The organism is Pleomorphomonas sp. PLEO (assembly GCF_041320595.1).
Taxonomy (GTDB): Bacteria; Pseudomonadota; Alphaproteobacteria; order Rhizobiales; family Pleomorphomonadaceae; genus Pleomorphomonas.
This window is the reverse complement of record NZ_CP166625.1, coordinates 65,645-87,085: the sequence shown is the minus strand read 5'-3', so window position 1 is coordinate 87,085 and position 21,441 is coordinate 65,645. Positions and strand designations below refer to the sequence as shown.

Genomic DNA, 21,441 nt, shown 5'->3' with positions numbered 1-21,441 from the left:
CCCACAATCAAACGATGAACAAAATGTCACATGACCGTCGGCGAATTGTCACTATCCTCGCGGCAAGGATGGGATGGTGGCTATGCATTTTGGCGGAGGGCTCACGATGTTCGGACTTCCTGGCACTTTCCCTGCGACTTACGGGAAGCAAACGACCGATGGGGTGGGGGCGCCGCTCGGCCGTATCGGTGCCCTCGAAGTGCGGCTCGCGCGCTCTGCCGCCGAAGTGCGCGCCGCCCAGGCGTTGCGCTACCGCGTGTTCTACGGCGAGATGCAGGCGACGGCCGATCCGCGCACCTTTCTCCGCCGCCGCGACGTCGATGCCTTCGACCGCTATTGCGACCATCTGCTCGTCGTCGATCACGACGATGTCGAGATCCGGCCGTTCCGCAAGGCGCGGCCGCGCATCGTCGGCACCTACCGTCTCCTGCGCCAGAAGGTTGCCGAGCGTCATCGTGGCTTCTACACGGCAGGCGAATTTTCCATCGAGCCACTGCTCGCTCGGCATGCCGGCCTGGAGTTTCTGGAACTCGGCCGTTCCTGTGTCATGAAGCCTTATCGCAGCAAGCGCACCGTCGAGCTGCTGTGGCAGGGCATCTGGGCCTATGTGCTCAATCACGGCATCGACGCCATGATCGGCTGCGCCTCCTTTGAGGGCACCGATCCCGAGGCGCTCGCCTTGCCGCTATCCTTCCTGCACCATCATGCATCGGCCGACACCGACTGGCTGGTGGAAGCGCGGCCCGAGCGGGCCGTTGCCATGAACCGGCTGCCGATCGAGGCGGTGGACATGCGCTCGGCGCTCGCCGGGATGCCGCCGCTGATCAAGGGCTATCTCCGGCTCGGCGCCATGGTCGGCCGCGGCGCCGTCGTCGACCGTCCGTTCGGCACCACCGATGTGATGATCGTGCTGCCGGTCGACCGTATTTCCGAGCGCTATGTTCGTTATTACGGCGCTGGCGCCAGTCGCTACGCCGCCTGATCTTTGCCGTCTCTGAAGACCAGACGCGAATAGCCGACGAAATTCATCACCATGCCGACACCCGTGCCGGCTGCCACCGCGATGACCGGTCGAAGGCCGGATATGACCGCGAGGGCGGCCGCGAAGGTCAAGTAGTTGACGACAATCGAGGCGAGCGAGACCGCGACGTAGCGCGTCCGGCGCCCTGGCACGGGAGCGCGTCGCTCTCTCCATGTGAAGTTGTGGTTGATCGTGTAGGTGACGGCAATGGCGACGGCCACCGCGAACACGCGGCCGATATAGGGGCTGACGCCGAAACCGGCGAGCGCCTCGGTCAGTCCGGCGTCGACGAAGAAGCCACTGAAGCCGGCCAGCGCGAAGCCGACGAGTCGCCTGGGGGGGGAAGACCATGTCAGCCGGCCTTGCGACGGTCGGACTGCGCGCCAAGCTGGCGCAGGAGTTCGCGGAGAGCCGCGAGATTTGCTTTCGTTTCCACCCTGGCCGCTTCCTCCGGGCGTTTCAGCGCCGGAATGGAGAGATAGAGGATGCGTTTCTGCTCGACCCGCGCTCGCGCGAGACTGTCGAGGACAAGGCCGGCCGTGGCGAGCAATGCCGCCAGGATCATAAGACCGGTTGACAGCACCGCCGTAGGCAAGCGCGGGACCAGACCGGTCTCGACATAGGTCGCAAAAATAGGCACGGCGAGGACGATCGAGGTTGCGGCGAACAGGCCGGAGAACACACCGAAGAACAGGCTCGGTCGCGTTTCCTTCACCAGCATAGCGAACATCATCAGAATGCGGAAGCCATCGCGGAAGGTTCGTAGCTTGGACGGCGCACCCTCGACGCGGCGGCCATAATCGAGCGGCAGCTCGACAGTGGGAATGTGGAGCTGCCCGGCGTGCACGGCCATTTCCGTCTCGATCTCGAAGCCGTGCGATACGGCGGGGAAGCTCTTGACGAAGCGCCGTGTGAACGCGCGGTAGCCGGAGAACACGTCGGTGAAGTCGGGGCCGAACAGACGCCGATAGAGGCCGTTGAACAGACGATTTCCAAAGGCGTGGCCGGAGCGACCGGCATCGACGGTGACGTTGCGACGAACGCCGACCGCCATGTCGGCCCGCTCGGTGACCAGCGCGCGCACGAGATCGACGGCGTCGCGCGGATCATAGGTACCGTCGCCGTCGGCCATGACGTAGATGTCGGCGTCGATGTCGGCAAACATGCGCCGGACCACATGGCCCTTGCCCTGCCGGCCCTCGCGGATCACCTCGGCACCGGCAATGCGCGCCTCAATGGCGGTACGGTCGGAGGAGTTGTTGTCGAAGACGCAGATTCGCGCCTGGGGCAGCGCCGCGCGAAAGTCGCGGACGACGGCGCCGACCGTCGCCCCTTCGTTGTAACAGGGCAGCACAACGGCGATGTCGAGGTCCGCAAAAGCGGGGGCGACGTCGGTTGCGGTCTCGCTTGCGGTCATTAAGGCCATCCGAAGGGGGGCAGGCCGCGGTTGGCGGCGTGCCACCTTTACCTTTTATCCATCGTGTTAAGGCAAAGCTAACGACGCTCCGTGGGTGCCGGTCTTTCCCACTTCCTGTCGTCGGTTTTGGTCAATGAATTCCAAACAAGGCGTCTTTCGCGCCCCGCTCGTTTTCTCTGGATTAGGCTCGCGCGCTCGCCTCCTCTTCGCCATAGCGTTGGGATTGCTTGTGGCCGGGCTTATCGTCGTCAACCGGCTGGCTGATCTTGGGCCTGGTTGGAGCGATCCCGATTCCATGATGCGCCTTGTCGAAGTGCGCGACCTGCTCGCCGGCCAGGGCTGGTTCGATCTGACCCAGTATCGCCTTGACCCTCCGGCTGGCGTGCTGATGCACTGGTCGCGCCTGGTCGACCTGCCGATCGCAACGATAATTCTCGCGGCAAGCCCATTTGTGGGCCGCGCAGGTGCCGAGCTGTTCGCCGCCAATCTCTGGCCTGTGTTGCTAGTGATTCCCTTCGCCTTTGCCTTGGCCTCGGCGGCTGGTCGCTTCGGTGGCGACATAGCTCGCCTCGTCACGCTGCTGATGATCTTCCTGTCGCCACAGGTAAAAGGCGTCTTCGAGCCGGGCGACCTCGATCATCACAACATTCAGGCCGTACTGATCGCCTCGATGCTGATGGGGCTGGTGCGTGCCGATGGCCCCCGCCGCTGGCCGCTTGCCGCCGGCGCCGCGGCGGCCTTCAGTCTTGCGGTGGGCATGGAGACATTGCTCGCCGTTCTCCTGGCGATCTTGGGCCTCTCAATCGCCTGGATCATCGACGCCGATCGCTGGCGGCGTGGCCTTGTTCTGTTCACCGGCGCGCTGATGGCCGGCACATTGTTCGCCGTCGTCGCGACTATTCCACCGTCACGCTGGTTGGTGCCAGCCTGTGATGCGCTTTCTTTCGCTTATTTGACCCCGGTTTTCATTGGCGGCGGCGCCGTAATTGCCCTGGCTGCGATGGTGCGGGGCCACAACGATGGCGTACCCGGTCTGCTGATGCGTGGCGGTGCACTGATTGCCGTTGCCTGCATCCTGGTGGCGATTGGCGCCGTGTTGTTCCCGACCTGCCTCGCCGGACCGTATGGCGGGGTCGATCCCGCGATCCGGTCGATCTGGCTCGATCGTGTCTCCGAGGCGCAGGGCCTTCTCGCCACGCTTAAGGGGCGACCGGAGTTGGTGCCGCCGCTCTACATCGCACCATTTGCCGCCTTCGTGCTTGGTCTGCTGGCGCTTCGCCGCATGCCGTCCGTTGATCGTCCGGCCTTTGCCGTCGTGCTGTCCATCCTCGGGGGATCCGTATTGCTTGGGGCGCTGCAGTTGCGGGCCCTTGTCGGTGCGCAGATCGTTGCCTCGGCGGCGGTCGGCGTTATCGCCTCCTTGGCCGTCAAGGCGACCGCCGGACAGGATGATGCACGTTCGGTGGCCCGGCGCTGGGCTTGGCTCTTCGCAGTGCCGATGGTGTGGGCGCTTCTGGTCATGGCGACCGGCCGCTTCACCGCCCGCCCTGATACAAGCGCCGCCGAAGAGGCAAACATGACCGACTGCCGCGCCTTTTTCGGCAAAGTGCTTGGGGCTCGCGTACCGGGTCTCGTTGTTGCAACCTCGAACTTCGGGTCCTTCTTGCTCAAGGCGACGCCGCACACCGTGCTGGCAGCGCCCTATCATCGCGACGCTCACGGCATTCTCGCGGTTGACGCCGTCTTCACCGCAGCCGATCCGGAGGCCGCCTTCCAGGCAACGGGAGCTACCTATCTGGCCACCTGTACCGGCGATGCCGAGCTTCAGCAGATGGCCGCCCGGGCCCCGCAGGGGCTCGCCGCCCGTCTGATCGAGGGCGTGCGCCCCCCTGGCTCGCCGAAGTCGCTTCGGGTTCCGCAGGCATGGTCTTTTCGGCGAAACCATCTGGTCTCGATATCACCGGTTCGCTGCCGGTGTTGCGGCTGCGACCTTCGATCCCCGATTAGGGCGCGGTGCCGATCCTGAGAACATCGCCAATGCGCTCTGCTCGTGCTGGTTAATCTCCGGTTAATCCGGCAGGGCGCAGCATGAGCGGGTGATTGATCCCGGAATGGTCCTATGTCCTGTCGCCTCGCCGTCCTCTTCCTTCTCGCCGCGGTGCTGCCAGCCGCCGCCGAAACGCCGGCCAAGCAGCTATTCGGTGCCGTGGCCGATCCCGCGCCGCTCAGCGCCCGCTCGATCGGGGCCTACGCGCGCGGCTGTCTTGCCGGCGCGGCGCTCCTACCGGTCAACGGCCCAACGTGGCAGGTGATGCGCCTGTCGCGCAATCGCAACTGGGGCAATCCAGCGCTGGTTTCTTTTCTCGAACACCTGGCTGCCAAGGCGCCGGCGGCTGGCTGGAACGGCCTTCTCGTCGGCGACATGTCCCAGCCACGCGGCGGTCCCATGGCGTCGGGGCATGCCAGCCACCAGATCGGGCTCGATGCCGATATTTGGCTGACACCGATGCCGAAGCGCGAATTTTCCTACGATGAACGCGAGCGGGTCAGCGCCGTGTCGATGCTGGCTCCCAACACGCTCACCGTCGACCCGAAAAAATTCTCGGACCGGCAATTCAACATCATTCGCCTGACGGCCAAGCAGCCGGAGGTGGAGCGTATCTTCGTCAACCGCGCCATCAAGAAAGCGCTTTGCGAACAGGCGACAGGCGACCGCCGCTGGCTCTCAAAGGTACGCCCGTGGTGGGGGCACGATTACCACTTCCACGTCCGCATCGCCTGCCCTCGTAACTCGCCAACCTGCAAGCCCCAGACCGAACCACCGTCTGGCGACGGTTGTGGAGCCGAACTCCAGAGCTGGTATGCGCCGCCGCCTCCCAAACCGACAAAGCCTTCAAAGCCCAAGCCACCGCCACCCGAGATCACCTTGAAGGATCTGCCGCCGGAGTGTTCTCAGGTGCTGGTGGCGAAGTAACGGCAAAGGCCACGGTCTCCCGTGGCCTCATGCCAGCGTCGGATCAAACGGGCGGCAGGGTGGCGCGCTTGCAGGTGCTTGCCGCCACGGCATGTCATAACCCGGCTAGGACAATTCAGTTCTATCGCGGGCGCGCCGGTCATCTACCCGATGATGAAATGGAGCAGGTGACGGTATGAGGCCGTGCTGCCGGGCCAATGCCTTCAGGAAAGGCACCCCCTTTTCCAGCACGTCGAGCCGGCTTGGTACTCCGCCCTGCCAGATATTGAGGGCGGCGGCGATGGTCGGCGTTGACGGTGCGAATATCTCGCCGATGAGATAACCGGAAAAGCCCGCCTCGGCCATGGAGCGGAAGAGGTCGCCCCAGTCGAGATTGCCAGACCCGGGCAGGCCACGGTCGCTTTCGGACAGATGCACATACTGAAAGCGTTCGCCGGCTGCGCGCACGCCGGCACCGAGACCATGTTCCTCGACATGCATGTGATAGCTGTCGAGGTGAATGAAAACGTTGGGCTCGTCGAGACGGTCGATCAGGGCGGCGGCCTGGGCGCCGGTGTTCAGAAGGTGGGTTTCGTAGCGGTTGCACGGCTCCAGGCCGACCAGCATGTCCCATTCCCTGGCCTTGCGGGCCACTGGCTTCAGCGCCCTTACGATATTGGCGTATTCCATCTCCGTCGGTAGCGCCCCGGAACGCCAGTTGAGCGTGGTGTAGGTCACACCGGTCAGAATCCTGCTTCCCAGCGCATGAGCGGTTTCGAGCGCGCGCAGCAGCACCGCGCTAGCCCGGTCGGGATGGAGCGCCGCGGCCGCCCCTTCGGGCAAGCAGAGCGAGGCCGTAGGTTCGATGCCATGGCGCTCGCAGAGTGCTCGGGTATGGGGGGCGTCGATGCGCTCCACCTCACCGATCGGGATCTCCAGTACCTCGATCGCGTAGTCGGCCGCTTCCGGCAATACCCGTTCGGCGGCCTCCCGGGTCCAGTCAAAGGTCCAAAGCCCGGCATGCAGGCCAAAGCGGCAGCGGGGATGTTGATCGTTCATGGCTCTCCTCCTGATTTGCCACCCCGGTTTTCCTCCCCACCAGGGCGAATTGCGATTGTCTCCGGGCTCCCTCCCAAGCCCCCGCCCGCCGAGTTACAAGGCGCCTTCGCGCGGATCGTCGCTGGGGAAGTCCAGTTCGTCGAGCGGACCGGTCAGGGCGGTCCGTGGCGGCACGAGTTGCGGCGGAATGACAAAAACGTTCGGGGCCTCGTGCGGCCGGTCCAGAAGCTCGAACGCTTTGGCGACCATGCGCTCGGCATCCTGGCGAATCATGATGACCGGAAAGGACAGGAAGCTCGCGAACGGAACGTAGTCGAAGCAACCGATCACCTGTCCTGAGAAGTCATCGCCGCGGTGATCGGTCAGAAAGCGCAGGAAGCCTTCGAAATTGATTGCCGAATTGATGAACACGGCGCGCGGCAGGCGGCCGCGCTCTTGAAAGTGCCGCTCGAAAGCAATCTTGGCGTTGCGAGCCGAATAACCGATGAGATCGACGGCTTGGGTCGCGGAATCGCCGAATCTGGTCGCCCTGACGTCGTGAAAGGCACGTATACGCGCACGCGTTGCGTCATCTTCACGGCCGCCGATCAGGATCAATTCATCCGCCGTCAGAGGCGCGTCGGCCGGAAAGGCGTTGATCAGCGCTTCAGTCAGCACCCGTGCGCCGCCGTAGTTGTCGGAAACTACCGACGGAGCGAGCGTGCCAGGCAGATCGAGATTGATGTGCCGTACACCGGAAGCCTTGCACACCTCGTGGACGCCATCCGGATCGGCGGCACCGCAAACAAACAGCGCATCGATAGAGTAGGAGATGAGATGCTCGGCGCTCGCCCGCTCCTCGGCCGGATCGCGGTGGGTAGATACGACGACGGGGCAGAGACCGCGTCGACGGGCTCTGAGTTCGAACGCTTGGGCTATCGATGAGAAGTGGTGAAAATCGTAGATTGGCAACAGGAGGCCGATCAGCCCCGAGAGTGAATTTCTGAGGCCGCGTGCCTGACGATTGGCGCTGTATTGGTTTTCCTCCGCCAGCTTCTTGATGAGCTCGGCAGTGGCTTCCTTGATGCGCCTTTGTCGCCAGGTGCCGTTGAGAACGGCACTGACGGTCGATGGCGACGAGCCCGACAATTTCGACAGATCATAGATCGTCGTCTTCTTCCCTGGAGCCGGCGGCAAGGCATCCTCCTTAAGTCCGGGTCAGCCCAAACATGCTTGACGAGGCAAATATTTTCATCAATAGTCCGTGCACCATCGATTGCGCAACATAAATCATCAGACGTTGTGCATCGTTGGTGTCGCGGCAGGAAGGCTGCGGCACGGAGGAAATGTTCCGTCCGATCACTGCGTCCCGGGGAGGGGACGGGATACGGACGTGCGGCGCTGCTGCCGCGGTTTTGGAGGAGATAGATCCATGAAACGGCTTATGGCCGCCGCTGTCGCGGCGTCGTTCGTGCTTGCCTCTTCGTTTGCCGCTTTGGCGGCCGATGCCCCCAAGGTCGGCGTCGTCGTCAAGATCGGCGGCATCCCCTGGTTCAACGCCATGGAGGCCGGCATCAAGGAGCAGAGCGCCAAGCTTGGTGTCGACGGCTTCATGATTGGGCCGACCAGCGCCGATCCGGCGCTTCAGGTGCGCGCCATCGAGGACCTCATCGCTCAGAACGTCAAGGTGATCGGCGTCGTCCCCAATGACGCCAAGGTGCTGGAGCCGGTGCTCAACAAGGCCCGCGAAAAGGGCATCATCGTCATCACCCACGAGTCGCCCAGCCAGAAGGGTGCCGACTGGGACTTCGAATTGGCCTCGGCCAAGGGCTTCGGCGAAGCTTACGGCAAGCAGTTAGGGGAGCTGCTGGGTGGCAAGGGCGGCTACGCGGTGTTCGTCGGCTCGTTGACCGTGCCGCTGCACAACGCCTGGGCCGATGCCGCCATCGCCTACATCAAGGCGCATTATCCCGACATGAAGCTGATCGGCGACCGTTACGGTGTTGCCGAGGATGTCGACAAGAGCCGCAGCACCGCCCTCGATTTGATGGCCGCCAACCCCGACCTCAAAGGCTTCCTCGGCTTCGGCAGCCAGGGTCCTATCGGTGCCGCCCGTGCCGTTGAGGAGCGTCGCCTGATCGGCAAGGTCACGGTGCTCGGGCCGTTCTCGCCCGGACAGGGCCAGAAACTGCTCAAGGCTGGCGCCCTTTCCGGCGGCTTCATGTGGAACCCCAACCTGGCCGGAGAGGTGTTCATCACCCTCGCCGACAAGCTCATCAAGGGTGAGAAAATCGCCGACGGCGAGACCATCGAAGGGCTTGGCGTCGTCCACCCGGACTACGAAAACCACAACATCATCGTCGACCAACTGGTTTCCATCAACAAGGATACGGTCGCCGATCTCGTGGCCTTGGGGCTCTGACCTCACGGGTGGTGTTCTCCTGGCCAAACAGGCCGATGGGACGCGCCCGGAAGTGACATACAAACACCGGGCTGGCAGCAACGCCAGCCCGGTTCTTAACTCCGCTGACCGGCAAAGAGAACCGAGCCATGGACGAGACTGTCGGCGACAAGCCGCTGTTGTCGCTTCGCAACATCAACATCACCTTTGGTGGCGTCCGTGCTCTGCGCGACGTGTCCTTCGAGCTCAAAGCCGGTGAGGTCCATTGCATCGCCGGTGAAAATGGCTCGGGCAAAAGCACGCTGATCAAGATCATCACCGGCGTCTACCGCCCAGCCGACGGCGCCGAGATCGAATTCGACGGCAAGCGCTATACCCACATGTCGCCGGTGCTGGCCCACGCCCATGGCATCAAGGTGATCTGGCAGGATCTGGCCTTGTTTCCCGAAATGACGGTTGCCGAGAACATCGCCTTTTCCGAGGTGATGGGAAACGGTGTCAGGCTGGTTGATTACGGTCGTATGCGGACCATCGCCCTTGATGCGCTGCGACGGCTGGGCGTCAGCCTTGATGTCGATGTGCCCCTCAAGGAGTTTCCCATCGCCCAGCGCCAGATCGTTGCCATCGCCAGGGCGCTGGTCGGTGAGGCGCGCGTCGTCTTCATGGACGAGCCGACAGCCTCTCTCACCCAGTCGGAGACCGACCACCTGTTGTCCATCGTCCGCAATCTGGCGGCGACCGGCGTCGCGGTGGTATTCGTCAGTCATCGCTTGGCTGAGGTGCTGGAGATATCGAGCCGGATCACGGTACTCCGCGACGGTCGGCTTGTCGGCGTCTATCCGGCGGAGGGTATGACGCAATCGCGGATTACCGAACTGATGACCGGCCGCACATTCGATGCCCAGGTACGGGCGGCCCCACGTGCCGATCGCCCTGTCGTTGCCGGCGTAGACGGTCTCTGCCGACCCGGTCAGTTCTCCGACATATCCTTTGAAGTGCGCCAAGGCGAAACCCTCGGCATCACCGGCCTTCTCGGTTCCGGCCGCACCGAACTGGCCATGACGCTGTTCGGTATGCTGAAACCAACATCCGGCAGTATTCGTCTCGACGGGCGGGAAGTGCATTTCTCGTCCAATCGCGACGCCATCAAGGCCGGCGTCGCCTATCTGTCGGAAGACAGGCTGTCGCTCGGTCTCATCCAGGCCCAGTCGATTGCCGACAATCTGGTCATTTCCTCGCTCGGTAAAATCTTGTCGGGCAACCTGATCTCCCCGGCGAAGAAGAAAAATCTGGTCGCCAAATGGATCGCCGATCTCGGGGTCAAGATTGGCAAGCCCGAGGACGCCATATCCACGCTGTCTGGCGGTAACCAGCAGCGCGTCGCGATTGCCAAGTGGCTGGCCACCGACCCGCGCCTGCTCATTCTCGATGCGCCAACAGTGGGGGTCGACGTCGGCGCCCGCGCCGGCATCTTCGACATCGTGGCACGGCTAGCGGAAAGCGGCCTTGCCATCATCCTGATCTCCGATGAGGTGCCGGAAGTCTACTTCAACGCCGACCGGATCCTGCATATGGCGCAGGGGCGTATCGTCGGCTGCTACGATCCGCGCGCCTATTCGCTCCACGACATCGAGGCCGCCGTCTATGGTTAAATTCTTCCGCACCCACGGAACCGAAAGCGCGCTGCTGGTGGTGATCGCCGTCATCAGCCTCGTCCTGTCGCTAGCCACCGACCGCTATTTCACCGTCGGCAACGCCTTCGATCTTCTCAATACCTCGTCGGTCAACATCATCTTCGCCGTCGGCCTTCTGGTGGTGCTGATCTCCGGCGGCATAGACATTTCCTTCGCCGTCGCCGCTTCGGTGGCGCAATATGGAACGGCTCTGTTCGTCGCCTGGATCGGCGGCGGCGACTGGGCCATTGGCCTGATCGTCGCCGGCTTGATCGGCATCGGCCTCGGGTGCCTCAACGCCGCGCTGATCCAAGGCTTCGGCATTCCATCGATCGTCGTGTCGATCTCCACCTTCAACGTCTTCTTCGGCCTGTTGATGTTTTTCACCAAGGGCGTGTCGATCTATGACCTGCCGGACTGGCTTACCGAGCACATCGCTCTCTACGAGCGCCAGATGTCCGACGGTAGCTGGGTCGAAATATCGCTGCCGGTCCTGGTCATGGTGATCTGCGTCGTCGCCACCTGGACGCTGGTGACGCGCACCACCATCGGTCGGCAGCTCTACGCCTTTGGCGACAATCCGGAGGGTGCGCGCCGCTTCGGCATCAACATTGCCGCCATGCGCTTCATCGCCTTCGGCTGGCTCGGTCTGATGGCGGGTATCGCCGGTCTCGTCCAGGCCCATTACGCACAGGAAGTGGTGCCGAACGCGCTCTACGGGCGCGAAATGGATGTGCTGGCCGCCGTGGTGCTCGGTGGCGCCCGTCTCGGCGGCGGCAAGGGCACGGTGCTGGGCTGCGTGCTCGGCGTCATGCTGACCCAGATCACCCAGAATGGGCTCAATCTGATGGGCGTGTCGCCGTTCGCCTTCAAGATGATCGTCGGTGCGATCATTCTCATCGCCATCACCCTGTCCAACTCGCGCATCGAGCGCCTCCTTCCGTTCCTGCGTCGCCAAGGAGTTTGACGATGAGCGCCCTTTTCCAGCGCCTGAATGCGCCATTCGTCCGCGACATGGCCGGCCCCGGTTTCGCTTTCCTGGCGGTCCTGATCGTCTTCTCGCTAGCCTCCCCACAGTTTCTGAGTGGCGCCACCTTCGGCTCGGTGGCTTTTCAACTGCCCGAACTCGGCCTGCTCACGCTCGCCATGCTGATGCCGATCATCACCGGTGGCTTCAATCTGGCCGTCACCTTCACCGCCAACATGGCCGGCCTTACGGTTGCCTGGATTCTTGGCGCCAACGGCGGCGTCGATGCGAGCCCCGAGGTCTTCGCCCTGGCGGTCGTGGCCGCCCTAGGTGTCGGCGCGCTGGCCGGCTTCGTCATGGGGCTGGTCATCGCTTTCACCCGCGCCCATCCCATCCTAGTGTCGCTGTCGATGATGATCTTCCTGCGTGGTCTTGGCGAGTTTCTGACCCGTGGCGGCGACGTCTCGGGTTTCCCCGATTTCGTTCACCCCATCGGCCATGGCTCGGTGTTGGGCATTCCTGTGCCGATGCTCGTGCTGCTGCTGTGCGTTGCCATCTGGCACATCGTGCTGACCCGCTCCCGGCTAGGGTTCGGCACTTACATGATCGGCTCCAATATCGAAGCGACCCGCTATTCCGGCATCAATACCCGCCGCGTGGTGATCCTGGTCTATACGCTGTCCGGCATCATGTGTGCCGTCGCCGGAATCATCATGATGGCTCGCTTCAATTCGGTGCGCGTTGGCCATGGCGAGTCCTACGTGCTGATCACCGTGCTGGCCTGCTTTCTTGGCGGCGTCCATCCCGATGGCGGCTTCGGCAAGGCCTTGCCGGTATTCGTGGCGCTCATCGACTTGCAGATGCTGTCGTCCGGTCTCAACATCCTCGGCGCCAATCAGCACCTCGCGACTGCCGTCTGGGGGCTTTTGCTCATCACCGTGATGATCTGTCGCTGGCTGGTCGTCCGCGCCCGCACCACCTTCGCCCACAGCCGAAAATAGCGTTCTCCTGGAGTTCAATGTGACCGTCATCGTCATCGGGTCCGTCAACGTCGATATCGTCACCTATGCCGACCGCGCCCCACGGCCGGGCGAATCGCTGACCGGCCGCAGTTACCAGATGGTTCCTGGCGGCAAGGGCGCCAACCAGGCCGTCGCGGTGGCAAGACAGGGGCAGGCGGTGAGCTTCATAGGCCGCATCGGCGCCGATTCCTTCGGAGATTTCATCAAGTCTCGGCTCGGCGGCCTCGGGGTTGACCTCACCCATCTGGTGGTCGATGCCGCTCTACCCACCGGCATCGCCGTTATCGGCATCGACGACACGGGCGAAAATGCCATCACCGTCATTCCCGGCGCCAACACCGGCGTTTCGGAAGAGCAGGTCGTAGCCGCAGCGTCGCGCTTTAAGGGAATCAAGGTGTTGCTCGCCCAGCTCGAGCACCCATTTCCGGCAACGCTCAAAGCTGTCGAGCTGGCAAGGCAGGCCGGCGCAAGGGTGATTCTCGATCCGGCACCGATCCCGACCTTCCCCTTTCCATCCGAGACCATCCGTCTGTTCGATGCTCTGACGCCCAACGAAATCGAGACCGAGGCGCTGACTGGTATTGCCCCGGTCGATCTCGAGGCCGCCGCCGCCGCTGCGTCACGGCTGTCGCAAACCGGCCTTCCCATCGCCGTCGTCAAGCTGGGCGCACGCGGCGTTTACGTCGACAGCGCAGACTTCCGAGGCCACGTGCCGCCTTTCAAGGTCAAGGCTATCGATACGGTCGCAGCCGGTGACTGCTTTAATGCCGGCTTTGCGGTGGCGCTCTCCGAAGGCATGCCCGTCGAGCGAGCGATCCGCTTCGCCGCCGCTTCGGGCGCACTCGCTTGCACCAAGGCCGGTTCATCGGATGCCGCGCCGACGCGCGCCGAGGTCGAAGCGTTGCTCGCCGGAGGCTGAGCTGCTCCACACCCCAAATGATAAAGGCCACGGTCTCCCGTGGCCTTTGGCGTCTCTACTGAGCCTTCACTCGCGCAGGGTTGCTCCGGTCGCTTTCTGAACGGAGGCAACGATCGCCTTGGACACCTTTTCGATGTCCTCGTCGGTCAGCGTGCGGTCGCTTGGCGCCAGCGTGACGGCAATGGCCACCGACTTCTGTCCGGCGGCCACATGCTCGCCGCGATAGACGTCGAACACATCCACACTGCCGATCAACTTCTTGTCGGCACCCTGGACCGCCTTGACGATCTTCGCCACTTCCACGCTGTCATCGACGACGAAGGCGAAGTCGCGGCTGACTGGCATGAAGGCGGAAATCGCAAGTGCCGGCTTGCTGCGTCCGGCCTTTGCCTTGGCGACAGGGATGCGGTCGAGGATGACCTCGGCGGCAACGATCGGCCCCTCGGCGTCAAGCGCTTCGATAACCGCCGGATGCAGCTCGCCGAAGTGAGCGAGTACGGTCTGCGGCCCAAGCTGGATGCTGCCCGAACGACCGGGATGGAACCAGTTCGGCGCCGAACGGGCGATCTGGACGCGCGAAATATCGACACCGAGGGCGTCGAGAAGCGCCAGCGCGTCGGCCTTGGCATCGAAGGCGGTCACGGCGGGCGCCGAACCAGCCCAGTGACGGCCGGCGCCGGCGAACCCGGCACTGCCCTCCCGCACGGCGGTTGCCGCGATGCTCTGATCTTCGGGCCGATCGCCGGCGAATATCTGGCCCACCTCGAACAGCGAGACGTCGGCGAGGCCGCGGTCGGCATTGCGTTTCACCGCGGCGATCAAACCGGGGATCAAGCTCGGTCGCATGTCGCTCATGTCGGCGGAAATCGGGTTGGCGAGTTCAAGCTCGGGCGCGCCGCCACCGAACAGCACGGCAACCGGCTTGGCGAGGAACGACCAAGTCACCGCCTCGACGAAGCCACGCGCCGCCAGCGCCCGCTTGGCACGGCGGGTACGAATCTGCAGCGGCGTCAGCACTTTCTGCGACACCGAGGCGAGGCGCGGTAGCGCCGTGGCCTTGACCTGGTCAAGGCCGACGATGCGCACCACTTCCTCAACGAGGTCAGCCTTGCCGTAAACGTCCGGCCGCCAGGACGGTACGGCGACCGACCGGCTATCCCCACTTCCCTTTGTCGAGAAGCCGAGCTTTTCAAGCGTACCGGTTATGGTGTCGGCTGGGAGATCGAGGCCGGAAAGGCGCTTCACCTCGGAAAGCGGGAGGTCGACGACCTTGTTCGGGAGCGGTTCCTTACCGGCGACCACCATCTCGGAGGCTTCGCCGCCGCAGAGGTCGAGGACCATGCGCGTCGCCAACTCCAGGCCGGCAATGACGAACGCTGGGTCGATACCCCGCTCGAAGCGGAAACGAGCGTCGGAGTTCAGGCCAAGGCGGCGACCAGTGCGAGCGGTCCGGCCGGGATCGAAATAGGCGCTTTCGATGAAGACGGAGGTGGTCGCTTCGGTCGAGCCGGTGGTCTCGCCGCCCATGACTCCGCCGAGACCGAGCACGGCGGCATCGTCGGCGATGACGCACATGCTGTCGTCGACAGCGTAGGTCTTGCCATCCAGCGCCAGCAGGCTTTCACCCGCTTTGCCCAACCGGGCTGAAATGGTGCCGGTCAGCTTGTCGGCATCGTAGACGTGCAGCGGCCGGCCCCGGTCGAAGGTCAGGTAGTTGGTGATGTCGACCAGCGCCGAGATCGGCCTGAGACCGATCGCCTTGAGCCGGTCCTGCAGCCATTTCGGTGACGGTCCGTTTTTGAGGCCTCGCACCACACGGCCGGCGAACACCGGGCAGGGCGTATCGTCGCCGTCGAACTTCAATGCGATCGGTACGGGCGAGGGGAAGACGCCGGGAACGGGCGCCAGCGGATCGGGCTTCAGCTTGCCGAGGCCGCGCGCCGCCAGATCGCGGGCAATGCCGCGCACGCCGAGGCAGTCGGGCCTGTTGGGGGTGATGGAAATGTCGATCACCGGGTCGGCGCCGCCGCGATAGTCGGCGAACGAAACGCCGACCGGCGCGTCGTCCGGCAGCTCGATGATGCCGTTGTGCTCGTCGGACAGGCCGAGTTCGCGCTCCGAACACATCATGCCACGGCTCTCGACGCCGCGAATGGTGCCCACTTCCAGCACGGCACCGGTGGCCGGGATGACGACGCCGGGCAGCGCGAACACGCCCTTGAGGCCGGCCCGCGCGTTGGGCGCGCCGCACACCACTTGCACCGGCCCCTTGCCGGCGTCGACGGACAGCAGCTTCAGCTTGTCGGCGTTGGGGTGCTTGTCGGCGGTGACGATCTTCGCCACGACGAATGGCTTGAGCGGTGCCGATGGATCGGAAACCTCTTCCACCTCGAGGCCCACCATGGTGAGCGCCTCGACGACCTCGTTGAGCGAGGCGTCGGTGTCGAGATGATCTTTCAGCCAGCTGAGGGTGAACTTCATTTTGGCAAATCCGTTATCGGAAACTCTGAATAGCTTGGCCCGGCATGCGGACGGGGAACATCGTGGCAAGCGCCGCCGACATCACCCGGTCAGTCCGCCGTAGAGGCTCGGCAGGTCGAGCGGCCGGAAGCCATAGTGCTTCAGCCAGCGGGCATCGGCGTCGAAGAAGGCGCGCAGGTCGGGCATGCCGTATTTCAGCATGGCGATACGGTCGATGCCCATGCCGAAGGCAAAGCCCTGATAGACGTCGGGGTCGAGGCCGGCGGCGCGGATCACGTTGGGATGCACCATGCCGCAGCCGAGAATCTCCAGCCAGTCGTCGCCTTCGCCGATGCGGATCTCCGAACCCGACCGCCGGCAACCGACATCGACTTCCATCGACGGCTCGGTGAACGGGAAGAAAGACGGACGGAAACGCGTCTTGACCTCATCCACTTCGAAGAAGGCCTTCAGGAACTCCTCCAGCACCCATTTGAGATGGCCGAAGTGGGTCGTCTCGTCGATCACGAGGCCCTCCACCTGATGGAACATCGGGGTGTGGGTGGCGTCGCTGTCGCAGCGGTAGGTGCGGCCGGGCGCGATGATGCGGATCGGCGGCTTCTGCTTCTCCATGGTGCGGACCTGCACCGGCGAGGTGTGGGTCCTGAGCAGCAGACGCGAACCATCCTCCTTCGGCTTCAGGAAGAACGTATCGTGCATCTCGCGCGCCGGATGGTCCGGTGGGAAATTGAGTGCCGTGAAATTATAGTGGTCGGTCTCGATGTCCGGCCCCTCGGCCACCGCAAATCCCATGTCGGTGAAGATGGCGGTGATCTCGTCGATGACCTGGCTTACCGGGTGGATGCGTCCCTCGGCGAGTGGCCCCGGACGAACCGGCAGCGAGATGTCGACGGTTTCGCGGGCGAGGCGAGCGTCGAGGGCGGAGGCCTTCAGGACCGCCTTGCGGTCGGCGATGGCGAGCCCCACCCGGTCCTTCAAGGCGTTGATCGTCGCACCGCGCGTCCGCCGTTCATCGGGGCTCATGGCACCCAGCGTCTTGAGCAAGGCGGACACCGAACCCTGCTTGCCGAGGGTGGTGACGCGTACGCCCTCAAGGGCGGCTTCGTCGACGGCGGCGTGGATGTCGTCGAGAATGGAGGCTTCGAGCTGTTCGATGTCGGTCATGACGGATGTCCTGGCGGATCTGATGGCAGGCTTCTAGCCGGTCTTACCGGCGATTGCACCCCTGGAAACAAAAAGAGCGGCGCACCAATCGGCACGCCGCTCTCGTAATGTCGGGGGCGGCCGATCAGCGATCGGCCCCGCGCTGTCGCCAATTAGGCGGCAGCCTGGGCCTTCTCGACGATGGCCTTAAACGACGCCGGCTCGCTGATGGCGAGGTCGGATAGCACCTTGCGGTCGATGGCGATCCCGGCCTTGGCCATGAGATCGATGAAGCGAGCGTAGGTCAGCTCGCCACCGGTCACGTCACGGACAGCGGCGTTGATGCGCTGGATCCAAAGAGCGCGGAAGTTGCGCTTCTTGGCCCGGCGGTCACGCGTCGCATATTGCATCGCGCGATCGACGGCCGCCTTGGCGGTCTTGATGGTATTCTTGCGGCGGCCCCGGAAGCCCTTAGCGGCCTCTAGAACCTTCTTGTGCTTGGCATGGGACGTAACGCCCCGCTTGACGCGCGCCATAATTCAGTCTCCTCGAGTGTGAGTGCCGTATGATCGCGCGGGATCAGGCGTAGGGCAGGAAGTTCTTCTTGATGATGATCTCGTCCGGCTTGGACAGCACGGTCGTGCCGCGAGCCTTACGGATGAACTTTGTGGTCCGCTTGATCATGCCATGGCGCTTGCCGGCCTGAGCAGACTTGATGTGGCCACTGGCCGTCACCTTGAAGCGCTTCTTTGCGCCCGACTTCGTCTTCATCTTGGGCATTTTGCTCGTTTCCGAGTGTTAGGAGATCCCTTTCGGGCTCTCGCTGGCCTGTCAGTTCCGGAAAACCCACGATCCGTCGCGGGAGACCCGCGACCCTGGACCGCGCTGTCCGGGGGTTTGAGCTTCGACAGTCGCCACGGCATGCCCATGGACACGGAAAACCGTTTCCACGCCGGGCGACCTGAAGTGGCTGGGCTTCTAGCCGAAAAGGGCGGGAAACGCAAGGCGCATCAACACTACCCCGGCGGCCAGTCAAACCAAAGGCTCCGGCATGGGGTTCCGGAGCCTTTGGTCAATCTGTCTTGGAGGATCAACGTGGGGAAAGCAGCATCACCATCTGGCGGCCTTCGAGGCGCGGCTCGCTCTCGACCTTGGCGACCGCGACGGTCTCTTCTTTCACCTGCTGCAGAAGCTTGAAGCCGAGATCCTGGTGCGCCATCTCGCGACCGCGGAAGCGGAGCGTCACCTTGACCTTATCGCCTTCCTCGAAGAAGCGCATCATGCTCTTCATCTTCACGGTATAGTCGTTCGTGTCGATGTTGGGTCTGAGCTTAACTTCCTTGATTTCGACGATCTTCTGATTCTTGCGGGCTTCCGACGCCTTTTTCTGAGCTTCGAACTTGTATTTGCCGAAGTCCAGGATCTTGCAGACGGGAGGTGTCGAATTCGGGGAAATCTCGACAAGGTCGAGGCCGGCCTCGGAGGCGGCGGCCAAGGCATCAGCGATCGCGACAACGCCGAGGTTGTCACCATCCTCGCCGATCAACTGGACCTGAGGGACCCGGATTTCGCGATTGATGCGCGGACCTTCCTTGACGGGAGCGGTGGCTCGGAACGGGCGACGAATGGCTGTCAACTCCTCTGAAGTTCTCGGAAACGGTCACCGCCCGGATATGTCGACGCTCGACCATGTCAAGGAATTGATCTTCGAACTGATCGCATCTTTGAAACGGAGCGCCATCCAAGGGTGGCCGGCTGTCCTCATAGCGAACCGCTTCTTCCTGAGAAGCATGGACCCGCAAACTGGACAACGGCCTGAAAATCGTTGGAGACTACTAAAAAGTCAAGGTCGCAGACGGCAATCGGCAGGGAAATGGGCTAAAGAGGCGGCATATTGCCTCGGATGCCGCCAACTGGCCGTGCGCTGACGGCCATAGGGAGCGGAGTGCCATGTCGGATCGGTCCATCAGCATCACCATGCCGGACGATGGCCGGATCATTCGTGGCCGGATTCTCGATGGCGCCGGCCCGGCGATTGTCTGGCTCGGCGGCTTCCGCTCCGACATGACCGGCACAAAAGCCGAAGCGGTGGCGGCCTGGGGCCGTCAGCATGGCCGCAAGGTGGTGCGCTTCGATTATTCCGGACATGGCGAGTCGGGCGGCGCGTTCGAAGACGGCGGCATCGGCCGATGGTTCACTGAGGCAAAGGCGGTGATCGCCGCCGAGGCCGGGCAGGACTTCGTCGCCGTCGGCTCATCGATGGGTGGCTGGATGGCTCTGCTCCTGGCGCGCGAGCATCCTGTCGGGCTTAAGGGGGCGGTGCTTGTCGCGCCGGCGCCCGACTTTACCGAGAAGCTGTTCTATCCGGCGCTGCCGCCGAAGGCGCGCGCTCGTGTTGATGCCGGCGAGACAATCGAGGTGCCGGGCGAATACGGCGGTCCGGCCTATCGCCTCACCGCCGATTTCTTCCGTGACGGTGCGCGGCACAATCTTCTCGACGCGCCGCTCCGCCTCGGGGTTCCTGTGATCATCATTCAGGGCATGGCCGACACTTCGGTGCCCTACGCGCATGCGCAATGCATCGTCGATCGGCTGGTTGACGACGACGTGGTGTTGACGCTGGTGAAAGACGGCGATCACCGGCTGTCGCGACCGTCGGATATTGCGCTCATTCTCGATGCTATCGGCCGTGTGACCGAGCAATGAGACCACAAATCCTCGCCAATACGCGTTTATTCCAGCGTGATCCCGAGGGATTTTTGCGACTAAAGGATTACCTTGCGGTCCTCGCATGTTAGAAGGCCGCCATGGCAACGGTGTTCTCCCCTGAACCGGCGAGGTCGAACATGTCGGACATGAAGCTCGTAGTCGTTGGCGCCGGCGGACGCATGGGACGCACGCTGGTGCGCACCATCTCCGAAACGGCGGGTGTAACAGTGCATGCCGCCATCGAGCGCGCGGGCAGCGCACTGATCGGCGAGGATGCCGGCGTGCTGGCCGGCATCGGTGAAATTGGCGTGCCGCTGACGACCGATGCGCTGGCGGCCGTGGTTGGTGCCGAGGGTATCCTCGATTTCACCACGCCATCGGCTACCCTGGAATTTGCCGAATTGGCCGCTCAGGCGCGTATCGCCCACGTCATCGGCACCACCGGCTGCACCGCTGAAGACGAGGCAAAGATCGACGCCGCCGCCCGCCACGCAACCATCGTCAAGTCCGGCAACATGAGCGTTGGCGTCAACCTCCTGGCCTTGCTGGTCGAGCGGGCCGCCAAGGTGCTTGGGCCGGAATTCGACGTCGAGATCCTGGAGATGCATCATCGCCACAAGGTGGACGCACCCTCCGGGACCGCGCTCTTGCTCGGTGAGGCCGCGGCGCGCGGCCGCGATATCAAGCTCGATGATTACGCGGTTCGCTCCCGCGACGGCTACACCGGTCCCCGCCCGCAGGGCGCCATTGGCTTTGCCACGCTGCGCGGCGGGTCGGTGGTTGGCGAACACACTGTCTATCTTGCGGGAGCCGGTGAACGGCTGGAACTGAGGCATGTCGCGGAAGACCGGGCGCAGTTTGCCAAGGGAGCGGTCCGCGCCGCGCTCTGGGCACGCGGCCGCAAGCCGGGACGCTATGACATGGCCGACGTGCTCGGCCTCAAGGATTGAGGAAATTCCGGCCAAGCCCCGAACCGGGGGTGGTGGCCGGCCGCTGAATGCTCCGGAGCCGATGGTCGGTTCCGGCCCGCAACAAAACGATCAACTGGAGAAAAGCCTATGAGCCGCATTCTGGTCCTCGTCCGCCACGGCCAGTCCGAGTGGAACCTGCTCAACCTGTTCACCGGCTGGAAGGATCCCGACCTGACCCCGCTGGGTGTCAAGGAAGCGACCGCCGCCGGCACGCGCCTCAAGGCGCTCGGCTACAAGTATGACATTGCCTACACCTCGGTTCTGACGCGCGCCCAGCACACGCTGAACCTCATCCTGGGCGAAGTCGGCCAGCCGAACCTTGAGACCATCAAGGACCAGGCCCTCAACGAGCGCGACTATGGCGAACTGACCGGCCTCAACAAGGACGACGCTCGCGCCAAGTGGGGCGAGGAGCAGGTGCACATTTGGCGCCGTTCGTTCGACGTTCCGCCTCCGGGCGGCGAGAGCCTGAAGAACACTGCCGAGCGCACGCTGCCCTATTTCAATGCCGAGATCCTGCCGCGCGTCCTCAAGGGCGAGAACGTGCTGGTCGCCGCCCACGGCAACTCGCTGCGCTCGATCATCATGGACCTCGAGAAGCTGACCGGCGACGAGATCGTCGCTCGCGAGCTCAACACTGGCGAGCCGATCGTCTACGAGCTCAACGAGGATGGCTCGATCAAGTCGAAGAAGGTCCTGGCGGCCTGATTGCCGACAGCCTTTTGA

20 protein-coding genes are annotated in these 21,441 nt (G+C 63.7%); 11 read left to right on the top strand and 9 right to left on the bottom strand.

Translation table 11 applies throughout. The features are described from left to right. The first annotated feature begins 106 nt into the window (after positions 1–106). Entirely contained in the window at positions 107–982 is an 876-nt protein-coding gene (locus tag AB6N07_RS00355) for a GNAT family N-acetyltransferase (RefSeq protein WP_370675853.1), read from the top strand. On the opposite strand, the gene AB6N07_RS00350 is transcribed toward AB6N07_RS00355, so the two are convergent. Both AB6N07_RS00350 and AB6N07_RS00345 read right to left on the bottom strand, forming a co-directional pair. After that, entirely contained in the window at positions 970–1,335 is a 366-nt protein-coding gene (locus AB6N07_RS00350; RefSeq protein ID WP_370678326.1) for a GtrA family protein, read from the bottom strand. The genes AB6N07_RS00355 and AB6N07_RS00350 overlap by 13 nt on opposite strands. A 38-nt stretch (positions 1,336–1,373) precedes the next feature. Further along, complete coding sequence (locus AB6N07_RS00345; protein WP_370675852.1) at positions 1,374–2,438, bottom strand: glycosyltransferase; 1,065 nt, start codon at positions 2,436–2,438, stop codon at positions 1,374–1,376. A gap of 229 nt (positions 2,439–2,667) precedes the next feature. Between AB6N07_RS00345 and AB6N07_RS00340 the strand changes: the two genes are divergently transcribed. Then, entirely contained in the window at positions 2,668–4,464 is a 1,797-nt protein-coding gene (locus tag AB6N07_RS00340; protein WP_370675851.1) for a hypothetical protein, read from the top strand. A gap of 93 nt (positions 4,465–4,557) precedes the next feature. Further along, positions 4,558–5,412: a penicillin-insensitive murein endopeptidase gene (gene mepA, locus AB6N07_RS00335; RefSeq protein WP_370675850.1), complete on the top strand. Its 855-nt coding sequence runs from the start codon at positions 4,558–4,560 to the stop codon at positions 5,410–5,412. Between the two features lie 105 nt (positions 5,413–5,517). On the opposite strand, the gene AB6N07_RS00330 is transcribed toward mepA, so the two are convergent. Together AB6N07_RS00330 and AB6N07_RS00325 are read right to left on the bottom strand one after the other, a co-directional pair. Then, positions 5,518–6,450: a sugar phosphate isomerase/epimerase family protein gene (locus AB6N07_RS00330; RefSeq protein ID WP_370675849.1), complete on the bottom strand. Its 933-nt coding sequence runs from the start codon at positions 6,448–6,450 to the stop codon at positions 5,518–5,520. Positions 6,451–6,543: 93 nt separating this feature from the next. Beyond that, a complete protein-coding gene (locus tag AB6N07_RS00325) occupies positions 6,544–7,626 on the bottom strand; it encodes a LacI family DNA-binding transcriptional regulator (RefSeq protein WP_370675848.1) in 1,083 nt (360 codons plus the stop codon). A 235-nt stretch (positions 7,627–7,861) separates the two neighbouring features. Here AB6N07_RS00325 and AB6N07_RS00320 point away from each other — a divergent pair, with 235 nt between their 5' ends. From AB6N07_RS00320 to rbsK, 5 genes are all read left to right on the top strand, one after another. Beyond that, entirely contained in the window at positions 7,862–8,851 is a 990-nt protein-coding gene (locus AB6N07_RS00320) for a substrate-binding domain-containing protein (protein ID WP_370675847.1), read from the top strand. Between the two features lie 128 nt (positions 8,852–8,979). Further along, a complete protein-coding gene (locus AB6N07_RS00315) occupies positions 8,980–10,482 on the top strand; it encodes a sugar ABC transporter ATP-binding protein (RefSeq protein ID WP_370675846.1) in 1,503 nt (500 codons plus the stop codon). Further along, positions 10,475–11,470, top strand: a complete 996-nt coding sequence (locus AB6N07_RS00310; protein ID WP_370675845.1) for an ABC transporter permease — start codon at positions 10,475–10,477, stop codon at positions 11,468–11,470. Before AB6N07_RS00315 ends, AB6N07_RS00310 begins: the two co-directional genes overlap by 8 nt. A 2-nt stretch (positions 11,471–11,472) precedes the next feature. Then, positions 11,473–12,471, top strand: coding sequence for an ABC transporter permease (locus AB6N07_RS00305; protein ID WP_370675844.1), 999 nt, complete (start codon positions 11,473–11,475; stop codon positions 12,469–12,471). Positions 12,472–12,490: 19 nt separating this feature from the next. After that, complete coding sequence (gene rbsK / locus AB6N07_RS00300) at positions 12,491–13,411, top strand: ribokinase (RefSeq protein ID WP_370675843.1); 921 nt, start codon at positions 12,491–12,493, stop codon at positions 13,409–13,411. Between the two features lie 66 nt (positions 13,412–13,477). Here the strand turns inward: rbsK and pheT are convergent, their stop codons facing one another. From pheT to infC, 5 genes are all read right to left on the bottom strand, one after another. Then, on the bottom strand, positions 13,478–15,892 hold the full coding sequence (gene pheT / locus AB6N07_RS00295) for a phenylalanine--tRNA ligase subunit beta (protein WP_370675842.1): 2,415 nt from the start codon (positions 15,890–15,892) through the stop codon (positions 13,478–13,480). 81 nt (positions 15,893–15,973) lie between these two features. Then, positions 15,974–17,056: a phenylalanine--tRNA ligase subunit alpha gene (pheS, locus tag AB6N07_RS00290; RefSeq protein ID WP_370675841.1), complete on the bottom strand. Its 1,083-nt coding sequence runs from the start codon at positions 17,054–17,056 to the stop codon at positions 15,974–15,976. Positions 17,057–17,208: 152 nt separating this feature from the next. Continuing rightward, complete coding sequence (gene rplT / locus AB6N07_RS00285; protein WP_026789927.1) at positions 17,209–17,571, bottom strand: 50S ribosomal protein L20; 363 nt, start codon at positions 17,569–17,571, stop codon at positions 17,209–17,211. Between the two features lie 43 nt (positions 17,572–17,614). Beyond that, complete coding sequence (rpmI, locus tag AB6N07_RS00280) at positions 17,615–17,815, bottom strand: 50S ribosomal protein L35 (RefSeq protein WP_026789928.1); 201 nt, start codon at positions 17,813–17,815, stop codon at positions 17,615–17,617. 310 nt (positions 17,816–18,125) lie between these two features. Further along, on the bottom strand, positions 18,126–18,662 hold the full coding sequence (gene infC / locus AB6N07_RS00275) for a translation initiation factor IF-3 (protein ID WP_370678325.1): 537 nt from the start codon (positions 18,660–18,662) through the stop codon (positions 18,126–18,128). Positions 18,663–18,985: 323 nt separating this feature from the next. On the opposite strand from infC, the gene AB6N07_RS00270 reads away from it, so the two are divergent. The 3 genes from AB6N07_RS00270 to AB6N07_RS00260 all read left to right on the top strand — a co-directional run bounded on the left by AB6N07_RS00270 (position 18,986) and on the right by AB6N07_RS00260 (position 21,423). Continuing rightward, positions 18,986–19,741: an alpha/beta hydrolase gene (locus tag AB6N07_RS00270; protein ID WP_370675840.1), complete on the top strand. Its 756-nt coding sequence runs from the start codon at positions 18,986–18,988 to the stop codon at positions 19,739–19,741. 140 nt (positions 19,742–19,881) lie between these two features. After that, positions 19,882–20,694 carry a 4-hydroxy-tetrahydrodipicolinate reductase gene (gene dapB / locus AB6N07_RS00265; protein ID WP_370675839.1) on the top strand — a complete coding sequence of 271 codons (813 nt, stop codon included), beginning with the start codon at positions 19,882–19,884 and terminating at the stop codon, positions 20,692–20,694. A 108-nt stretch (positions 20,695–20,802) separates the two neighbouring features. After that, positions 20,803–21,423, top strand: a complete 621-nt coding sequence (locus tag AB6N07_RS00260) for a 2,3-bisphosphoglycerate-dependent phosphoglycerate mutase (protein ID WP_370675838.1) — start codon at positions 20,803–20,805, stop codon at positions 21,421–21,423. Positions 21,424–21,441: the final 18 nt, after the last annotated feature.